At 50.8% G+C, this 9,908-nt stretch carries 6 protein-coding genes and 1 pseudogene; 2 read left to right on the top strand and 5 right to left on the bottom strand.

The window, feature by feature from the left end:
• Positions 1-308: 308 nt before the first annotated feature.
• Positions 309-1,967 carry a ShlB/FhaC/HecB family hemolysin secretion/activation protein gene (locus WBM93_RS12215; RefSeq protein ID WP_424432141.1) on the bottom strand — a complete coding sequence of 553 codons (1,659 nt, stop codon included), beginning with the start codon at positions 1,965-1,967 and terminating at the stop codon, positions 309-311.
• A gap of 248 nt (positions 1,968-2,215) precedes the next feature.
• On the opposite strand from WBM93_RS12215, the pseudogene WBM93_RS12210 reads away from it, so the two are divergent.
• A pseudogene (locus WBM93_RS12210) lies at positions 2,216-2,668 on the top strand (FecR domain-containing protein); the annotation flags it as partial.
• A gap of 272 nt (positions 2,669-2,940) precedes the next feature.
• On the opposite strand, the gene WBM93_RS12205 reads toward WBM93_RS12210, so the two are convergent.
• Entirely contained in the window at positions 2,941-3,624 is a 684-nt protein-coding gene (locus tag WBM93_RS12205; RefSeq protein ID WP_424432143.1) for a hypothetical protein, read from the bottom strand.
• A gap of 8 nt (positions 3,625-3,632) precedes the next feature.
• Between WBM93_RS12205 and WBM93_RS12200 the strand changes: the two genes are divergently transcribed.
• A complete protein-coding gene (locus WBM93_RS12200) occupies positions 3,633-5,963 on the top strand; it encodes a putative bifunctional diguanylate cyclase/phosphodiesterase (protein ID WP_424432142.1) in 2,331 nt (776 codons plus the stop codon).
• Between the two features lie 397 nt (positions 5,964-6,360).
• On the opposite strand, the gene WBM93_RS12195 is transcribed toward WBM93_RS12200, so the two are convergent.
• From WBM93_RS12195 to WBM93_RS12185, 3 genes are all read right to left on the bottom strand, one after another.
• The gene (locus tag WBM93_RS12195; protein ID WP_424432140.1) at positions 6,361-8,601 is read right to left on the bottom strand and encodes a putative bifunctional diguanylate cyclase/phosphodiesterase; all 2,241 of its coding nucleotides are present in this window, start codon (positions 8,599-8,601) and stop codon (positions 6,361-6,363) included.
• 361 nt (positions 8,602-8,962) lie between these two features.
• A complete protein-coding gene (locus WBM93_RS12190) occupies positions 8,963-9,181 on the bottom strand; it encodes a helix-turn-helix domain-containing protein (protein ID WP_424432139.1) in 219 nt (72 codons plus the stop codon).
• Positions 9,181-9,663 (bottom strand): hypothetical protein, encoded by a 483-nt coding sequence (locus tag WBM93_RS12185; protein ID WP_424432138.1) that lies wholly within the window; start codon positions 9,661-9,663, stop codon positions 9,181-9,183. Before WBM93_RS12185 ends, WBM93_RS12190 begins: the two co-directional genes overlap by 1 nt.
• Positions 9,664-9,908 lie beyond the last annotated feature (245 nt).

The raw sequence follows: 9,908 nt of genomic DNA, 5'->3' as shown, positions 1-9,908 counted from the left end.
CAGTGCATGTGTTCCCACCAACATCTGATTGTCCGCTAACCACCCAATTTTGGCCGTTCGAACTGACTAGATGGAAATCAAAAGCAGCTGGTCGACAATCGCCCCAGTTCCGGACGTTCGCAATAGTCGCAACCCATGTCCGCTTCGCGCCCTCAATAACGTCATCACCAATGTGGAAGCTTTTTACTGAAAGCAGACATACATCGCGTGCCCTTTGACCTCTACATAATCAGCGACCTTGCAAGGGGTGATGGGTTTGGCCTCGACAAAGTCGTCACCCAGCCGTCCATCTGAACCACGCTCATAAGCTAAAACACCGTCGAAACTGACAAAAATGCACGAATGCTTCTGTGATTTTCGATTGCTTCAATCGGTATCCCCGCTTCGGCTGACACCCTGAATCGGTCTAACGTAAACCTAGCGCCGCCTCCCGCAGAAGTTAGGGATTGATCGGGCCCTGGTCCATTACCATCGCCCGATTGAAACACCATCCCGCCATCTACATAGCTGAACAGCTCAACCTGTTTCAGGCCACCGAATTGATCGCCAAGCATATAGGCAAGTTCCAGAGAACCGCCAAACCCGTGGTCGCCGGTTAACGCGTTAAAATCATATGCTCTGCCAATGGAATTACCGCCAAGCGCGAATTCTTCTATTGATAAAAGCGGGCGCGATGATACCTGACCAGCAGCCGCCAATCGCACCTTTAGGTCAGTGCCGATTGGCTGTTGAAGTTGAAGCGCCACGTTAACTTTTGTAAATTTGCCTCCCGCGTCAGGCCGGGATGAGATCGGGTCGCCCGGCCGCGTTGCGGCATTGAATCCCAGCCCCTGCGCCAGCCAGATATCCAAATTGATCTGCGATGGTAAGGTGCGGTCTAGGCCAAGTCCGACGCGCACCACTCGCAATCTATCACGCCGGACTTGAGCGTCGTCATTAACACTGGTGCTAAACCAGTCGTTGACAGCTATCTTAGCAACTGCCGTAAACGCTCTGCTGCGTATAACCGGATAGCTCAGTTCGGCTGCTATGTTCGTTGACCTGCCGTTTGTTACCTCACCGAACGAAACTTGTTTCTGGTCGCCATACGAGCCCGAAAATTCAAGTAGCCAACCCTGTCGACCAATTGGCAATACGTAGGCGCCCTGTCCGTAGAGATACTGAAAATTGCTGCCTGGAATCGCAAAGCCACTCAGCCGGAAATCGTCCCCGGTTGTCATAAGAGACGAATGACTTATCGACGTGTAGAACCGCGCTCGGGCATCGTCCACCGTTCCGCGATTGTCAGCATAAGCAATAGCGCGAACGTCATTTCTCACGACTTCAACGGTCAACTCGTGCTCGGCGAGATCGTTTTCATGCCGCCCTATCCGGGCGTCTGCAATATAAAAGCCTGGCAAATCACGCATTAAACCTAGGACGCGTTCAAGTAAGGTGGTTCGGAGGGGCCGGCCATCGAGTAATGGAGACGCAATTGAATTTAGTGCGCGTTCACCGCCTTCGGCCCCTGATACCTCAAACTGATCGATTCTGCCCTCAATGACATCGATCCGAACAACCCCGGCGCGAACATCTTGGGCTGGGAGCATTGCATAAGAAAGGAAATAACCCGCTGACCGATATCGTTCAGTTATTCGGGTAACGATTTGTTGGAGTTGAGTGTCACCAACTTCGGTCGCAAGATACGGCTCATAATCAGCTGCGAGTTGTGATTGTGAAAAAACGGTGGAACCCGACACATGGACAGCGCCGAGAACAAAACGACCGGTAAGAGCTCGATTTACTTCGGCGTCGGGCAAGTCGGTCTGGACCGCTAGTTCTGATGATCTTTCCAGCAGTTTTTTCGGAATAGTACGCTCGATAGCTGATGGCTCGGTAGTAGTTTGCGCATATGTCTGCACGGCCGAGCAGAACAGAATGCTCGCACAAGCCACATATAGAAATTTAAAATTATTTGAGTTTAGCAAGATATCGACCCAATTTTCCGGAATCCATGGGATTAGGTCATTCTGGATAGTGCAGTTTGGTTAACAACTAGAAAATGGCGCAACCTCATTGCCTTTCCAAAAAATTAACCGTCGTTGCTAGGGTTTTATTATTTCCTTCGGTCTATTTGTCGAGCAATATTAATGCGTTACCGGGTCGCAGTGTTTGCTCAATTAACCAATCAAATCGTTGATCCGAAACGCTTTGAACAACCGTTAAGGACGAGACAATGAACCGCTTGATCACGATGATTTTCCTGACGTTTTTTATCACGGTGACACCTGCTTTTGGCAAGGACGCCGCGCAAGCGGTGTGGAGCGTGAGAGAAAGAAGCGGCGACGTGCAGATGCTGCGAAGCGGTGCGCAACCAGTATCATTGCGAAACGACAGCAAGCTAGCCGCCGGAGATGTTATAATTACCGGTGCAACAGGGCGTGCGATGCTTTCGCAGAATGTTGATTATGTGATGGTCGCACCAAACAGCAGGGTCCGGATTCCTGCGGCCACGACACCGGGGGGGATAACTAGTTTTTTCCAACAAGTCGGCACTTTGCTTTATAAGGTCCGACATACCGGTGTCCCGCATTTCCAAGTCGAAACACCGGCGCTGGCGGCTGTGGTCAAAGGCACAACTTTTACGGTCATTGTAGGCCCCGACAGAAGCGCGGTCCAAGTCACCGAGGGCAAGGTTGAGGTTTCTGCTACCAGCAGCGGTATGAAGCGTTTAGTGACGCCAGGCGAAACGGTTTTTGTCGATAATGAAGCCCCGAACGAATTGGTTTTTGCATCTGCCGAGACGATCGGCTCTATTACCGGAACCGGCGGCGACAATGTCGTCCACATCAGTGGTACGTCACCCCCATCACTTTCTGACATCGGCAAACAGACCGCAGGGTTGGTCCAAGAAGCGATCGCTGCTGCTTCCGCTTCGAAAGTTGCGACACTTGTTTCGAGTCAACCCGATGCAGCCAACGCTCCGGTGACGGTGTCGCTTGGCACTGTAACTCCGGTTGTGTTGGGTATAGCCATTCCTTCGGTCGTGTCGAACGTGACCGTGCCGCCAATCGTGCAAGCCTCAACCGTATCATCGGTGTTCCCGCCCCTGACTGCGCTGCCGGTGGTGCTCCCCGTAACAGTTCCACCGGTCACGCTCCCCGTAACGGTTCCACCGGTCATTTTACCCGTAACCGTGCCACCGATCTTGCTGCCCGTCACACCGGTAGTGCCGCCGGTAACATTGCCGCCAGTAACGGTACCGCCGGTAACGGTGCCGCCTGTAACAGTGCCGCCTGTAACAGTGCCGCCGGTATCCGTGCCGCCTGTAACGGTGCCACCAGTAGTGCCGCCGGTAACAGTGCCGCCGGTATCCGTGCCACCAGTAGTGCCGCCGGTAACGGTACCACCAGCCACCGTTCCGCCTGTGGAGCCACCGGTAGTGCCACCTGTCGTACCGCCGGTGACTCCTCCAGTGGTACCGCCTGTGACCCCTCCGGTGGTACCGCCAGTGACCCCTCCGGTTGCACCACCTGTGACCCCTCCGGTCGTACCGCCGGTGACTACGCCAATACCAACTCCGGGCTTGTAATTTGCAAAGGGGCAAACGCCTGGTTCCAGACAGTGGATCGACGACGCTTCCATTTCTTGGAATGAGACATTTTCTTGGGAGTCCGTTGCAACGCTTGGGCTTAACGTTGGCCGTCCTAGTACTAACTAGCGTGCTTTTGGCGACCAATTTATTCGACCCTTTTGAAGATCGACTTACGAACGTGCGCGCAAATTGGATCGAACGTGCGCCAACTGGCCAAATCGCTATCGTTGAAATAGATGCTCGTAGCCTATCTGAACTACCAACCTGGCCATGGTCACGTCAATATCACGCCCAACTAATTACTAATGCCCACGCTGCCGGGGCGGATATGATCGCCTTTGACGTTGATTTTAGCGCACTTTCAGAACCGGTCCATGACCGAGCTTTCGCCGAGGCTCTGCGAACCGCTGAACCAGTGATTCTTCCAATCTACGAACAGCGTGCCTCCAGTCAGTCGGCCAACGGAGCTGTGATCACCAGCAAGCCGGCTGAACTATTCAGTGCAGCCTGGACTGGTGGGGTCAATATTTTCCCTGACAGTGACGGAACTGTTCGTGAATATGCCGCAGCGACCATTATTCACGACAGGATTCAGCCGTCCATTGCAACCATACTTGCCCAAAATACACGAATGGGTGATCAAAGCTTCCAACCTGACTGGGGAATAATAGCGCAAAATATTCCGCGGATATCTTATGTCGATCTGATGAACGGACGGGTACCAGAAAACGCCATTGCCGGAAAGCGCCTGTTGATTGGAGCAACCGCCATAGAGTTAGGAGACCGCTATGTGGTCCCCCGCTATGGTATTCTACCCGGTGTCGTGATTCAGGCCTTGGCAGCTGAATCACTGCTTCAGAACCGAGCCATTCTTCGTACCGGGATTGTCCCGACGTTGTTAGGGGTCGCTATAGTTGCACTGCTGCTTGGTGTTCCAAATTTCGGTCATTTTCCAGTTTCGTTCGGACTGGCATCGGTCTTGACCATTGCTGCGCTGATTACACTACCCGTAATTCTTCAGGCGTGGTGGCCAGTATCGATGGAATCAGTCGCCATGATCTTTGCAGCTTTTTTGTGCATAGCTTCACGCACGGGCGCTGAAATTCATCGCCACGTTGCTGTGAAAAGTCTGTCCGATAACGAGACAGGGCTCCCCAATCGATTGGAGCTGGAAGCGCATCTGGACCAGCTAGACCAAGGTGCGATAGTGGCTATCGCTGCTATAGAACGCTATGAGGTCATCCGAGATACAATCGGAACCAGGGGTATTGCCGAGATTGTAAAGGAAACGGCGCATCGCATTTCCGAAGGAGGGACGGGTCCGGTGTTCAGGATCGCGCCGGATATGCTGGCGTGGATTTATGTAACCGAGGCAGACCGGGAGATTGATGGCAAGATTGACGCATTGAGCAATGCATTCCGCGCGCCGATATGTTTAGCGGAAGAGGACGTGGATATAGCGCTCTCTATTGGTTTAGACCGCAAGGCGGCATCTTCCGTGGCTGTGTTGCCTATCGAACATGCGATAGCCGCCGTGGGCACGGCGCGCGAAGCCGGCGAAATTTACAACTGGTACGGGGGCATTAATCCGGACGCGCGACGGAAGCTTTCGTTAATGGGTGAAATGCGACAGGGAATGGTTCGTGGCGATCTGAACCTAGTATATCAGCCCAAACTTGACTTGCGCGACGGCCGAATTGCAGACGCTGAAGCTCTATTGCGTTGGCACCACCCTGTAGACGGGATGATACCGCCAGATATGTTCATTCCGCTTGCCGAATCAACAGGAGTAGTGCGCGAGCTAACTGAATTTGTGCTGCATCGTGCAGTCTCAGACTGCGCTCGATTGAAGGCAAAGGGGATTGAGATGCGGGTTGCTGTCAATCTTTCAGCAAGAGATATTGTAAACCCATATTTCGTCAAGTTGGTCTTGCAATTGCTAGAGAAGCACGATTTGGAACCTTCCAGATTGACTCTGGAAATCACTGAAGGAGCCATTATTCGTTCGCCCGAAGCAGCAATCGAAACTCTTACACAGCTCCGTGCAGCTGGTCTGCACCTGTCGATCGATGATTATGGGACCGGACAGTCGACGCTTTCGTATCTCAAGCAATTACCGGTCCATGAACTCAAAATCGACAAGTCGTTCGTTACGTCACTTTGCCACAGCCGGAATGATTTGATTATGGTCCGGTCTACGATCGAATTAGCGCACGAACTGGGACTCGAGGTGGTCGCTGAAGGCATTGAAGACGCGCCGACTATGCAACTCCTTGCCGAATTGGGGTGCGACTATCTCCAAGGTTATCTGATTGGAAAGCCAATGCCAATTTCCGATTTGTGCGAGATTGCACGTTCCGGTCGCGATTATGGTCGCGTTGCCGCCTAATAAAATCCGTTACAGGAGTACGGTCAAACCCTGGAAATCTATCGGGATGTCGAATGTCATAATTTTGACGATCGGCACAAGTGGTCAGCTTCTAAATTAATCGAGCCGCGCAGAATGTCCGCTTTCCACCGATGATCTCCCCTAAACAGACTCGCCGCTAACCGTTCACTAGCTGACGTCTGAATCCGAGTTGTCGAATGACTGCTTCCCACCCAATTTCGGTCATTGGAATGGATCGGATAGGTAATGAAAGCTGTCGGTCACCAATCGCCCCAATAACGGTCATTTAGCCGTCGAGTCGTTATTTCCGAAAGCGGCCGCCAGCACGACCCATACGGACGTTTGGCTATCAAAGGACTCTAGGCATCGTGAAAGCTTAAAGAGTGACTGAGAACATTTACCTTTTGTCGTTTGCGGAATAAAATGCCGGCAAAGAGTTCAAGGGATTTGGATAAATGGAGGTGGGATAGAAATCAGCTGGTATATTGGGAATATGCATTCCCGCCGATGCGATCAGATATGGAGAAACCCTGCGACGTGTGCATAAACCACCGTTTCCATCGCTTACCAATCGTTCCTCGAACTCGATACCCTGTTGTAGCTTTTCCGAGCGGCGCACGACCGCGAGAGCCAGTTGACCATCACCGAAGTCGATCACAAACTTGGTGCCGACAGGAACTTCCGAAAGCCCTTCCATCAATGCGCCAGTGGCCGAAATATTACGTATCATTACCGAATAACAATGGTTTTCGTGAACAGCCTGTACTTTGCGATACATAGAAACCCGGTCTTGGCGAAACTTGGCTGGTCCGTTCGGATTTACGATCCATTCCCCGTTTTTAACAAGGAGAAGCAACTCTTCGGCCTGAACCGCCATGCTATAGACGTAACCTTGAACATGGCTAACGTTTAGATCGCGAATCCATTCGAGCTCGTCCATAGCTTCAATGCCTTCGGCTGTTGTTTCCATATCCAGCGCCTCTGCAAGCGCAACAATAGCGGCAATAATGGCGCTATTGCGGGACCCAGGGATCGTCGCTCCCCTAACAAAACTCTGATCGATTTTAATTTTGTCAAATGGCGCTGTTTGTAAATAGCTTAGCGATGAATATCCGGTTCCAAAGTCATCGAGCGCTAAACGAACGCCAATTTCCTTAAGATCGGCAAACATTTTTTCTGTCTTTTCTGATCCTTCCAAAAATACACTTTCGGTAATTTCCAGTTCGAGCCGTTCTGCCTTGAGGCCGGACACTTTGAGCGCCTTCAACACAAGGCTTGGTAGCTTTTCATCTGCAAACTGAATTGGCGAAACATTGACAGCAACTCTAAAATTATTGGGCCATTTGACTGCATCACTGCACGCCCGGTTCAATGCCCATTCGCCTAAAGATTTTATGAGATTTGCGTCTTCAGCAATAGGAATGAAAACAGCAGGAGAGATTGGTCCGCGCTCGGGATGGTTCCAGCGCATCAGAGCTTCAACTCCCCGCACAACTCCATCTTTTGCATTTACGATCGGCTGATAAGACAGAGATAATTCATCATTGGATAGCGCATCGCGCAAATCTTCTTCCAGAATTCTCCGGTCTTTAGCCGATTGTTGTAAATCCTTGGAGAAAAAATGGAAACGGCCTCGGCCGCCTGCTTTTGCGGCATAGAGAGCGAGATCGGCGCCAGTAATAAGATCTTCACTCGTCATCCCATCAAATGGGCTGATCGCAATCCCTATGGATACCCCAATGATACATCTGCACCCATCCACTGAGTAGGGTTGCGACAGGCTAGAGATAATGGCGTTCGAAAGTTGGCCAAGCTCGCCCCGATCTTCGCAATCCGGTAGCAAAATCTCAAATTCGTCGCCACCAATACGGCTTACTTCTCCCCGTTTTCCAATGGCGTTCAAAAGCCGTTTTGCGACTTGTTTTAGAAGTTCGTCGCCTGCTAGATGTCCTAGCGTATCATTGACTTGCTTGAAACGATCGAGATCAAGCAGCATGATCGCACAAGTTCGCTTTTGTTGTTTAAGAGTGGAAAGCATGGTTTGCAGTGTTTTTGAAATCGAGGTTCGATTTGCCAAACCAGTTAAGGAATCGAACATTGCCAAGCGGGAGGATTCATTTTCCGATCGCCGCTGTGCAGTTATGTCCTTACCGTTGCCCCTATATCCGATAAAGTTCCCGGATTTGTCCAGTTGCGGTTTGCCAGACACAGACCACCAGCGTCCACCATCCCCTATATCGGCCTGTAATTGCAATTGATCGAACGGGGATTGTTTGGCCAATATGAACCGTAGCGTTCTTTCGCTGCAACCTTGGTCTTTGGATTCTCTAAACAACTCCAAGAAAGGCGTTCCAATCAATTCTTGTTGCGACTGATTCATTACCTCGGCCAAAGAATCGGTAATATAGGTGATATTGCCGACCTTATCAGTTGACCAAAACCAACCCTGTCTGGTTTCCTCGTAATTTTGTAAAAGAAGTAATGCCTCCGAGGTTTTCAGAATCGATAAATCTGCAGTTTTCGAATCTTCTTTTTGGTTTAGAATGCGTGAACTGATCCTACCAAAAAAACTTTGTGAATCATTTGATGAGAAGTCAATTTCTTGACTATCCTCAATCTTGAGTGGCTCACTTTTCATTTGTCTACGCCTGTCTCCGTTTCTGGATCACAATATACACGGCAAAAGTTATCGAATGATAAAACGTTAACATGCAAAGTTGGAAAGTTAGCGTCCGCTTTGTCGAATTACTCACCAGAATGGGTCGTACCCGAAACCACCCAATTTTGACCGTTCGAACTGATTAGATGGACATAAAAAGCAGCTGGTCGACAATCGCCCCACAAGCGGTCATTCACGCCAAGCGGTTCCAACGGCTGCTAAGGGCGCAAAAGGAGACATCAGCAAACGTGACAGATAAGGCCTATGCGATTCTATCAAATACAGCTAGGTGCTTTCACTGCCAAGGATAGTGCAGTTGCGGTCTCGGGATCGTCGCCGCCTAGCCCTCTGCATCGTCTGGCACATGACGTAGGATGTCGCCAGCTTCGCACTCTAGATAGTCACAAATCTTGGAGAGTGTCTCGAACTTCACGCCTTTGACCTTGCCCGACTTCAGGAGCGAGAGGTTGGCGTCCGTTATTCCGACGTGCGCCGCCAAGTCTTTCGATTTAACCTTGCGGGTGGCCAGCATGATGTCGAGTGTTACTTCAATAGCCATCAAATATATTGCTTCGCCTCTTCCTTGGCGACCTGCCCTTCTCGCAAAGCCTGCCCCAATGCGAGAAGAACTACGCCTACCAGAACATATAGGAAATCCAGGTCAACGAAAGTGAGCGGAAGCGAATACTTGTTCTCCATCCAAAAGCCGGGAATGCCGAGCATTGGTATTACAACCGCTACAAACCGGGTCGTCAAATAGAGCAGAACCATAGCCACACCCAAACGTTTTAACGCGTTGCGCGCAGGGTCAACCAGCATCTCACCGCTTTCGGCATATTTGAGGAAGCGGTTCAACGAAAAGAAGAGCAGGCCAAGCGAAACAATGGCCAAGAGGTTGGTCACAACTATAGCCAGAATCGTCGGCACATTCATGGATAGCGATGCTGCATCTTCATCGATAAAATCAATTAGCAACTCCGGCTCTCCCAGCAATGCCGCGATGCACGCATAGGACATGGCCAGACCGGCAACCATGGTCATCGCGCCCGCGAGCACTCTCAGCACCCGGTACAACAGTCGACTTTGAACGGTCTCTTCGTTTTCCATATAATCTAATCTCACAGAATTGAGTTCCATCTATACAATCCATTTTTCATTTGTGACGATGTAAAAGGCAGCGTTCAGCTTCCCACGATCAGAACCGGGAACTACAAACTCATGGGCCCCGCCCTCTATGATATCGTAAACGATCCTGGCGAACAAAAAGACATCGCAAAAGATCATCC

It is taken from the genome of Parasphingorhabdus sp., assembly GCF_049667325.1.
GTDB lineage: Bacteria > Pseudomonadota > Alphaproteobacteria > Sphingomonadales > Sphingomonadaceae > Parasphingorhabdus.
The sequence above is the reverse complement of the archived record's forward strand: the minus strand, read 5'-3'. Positions and strand labels throughout refer to the sequence as shown.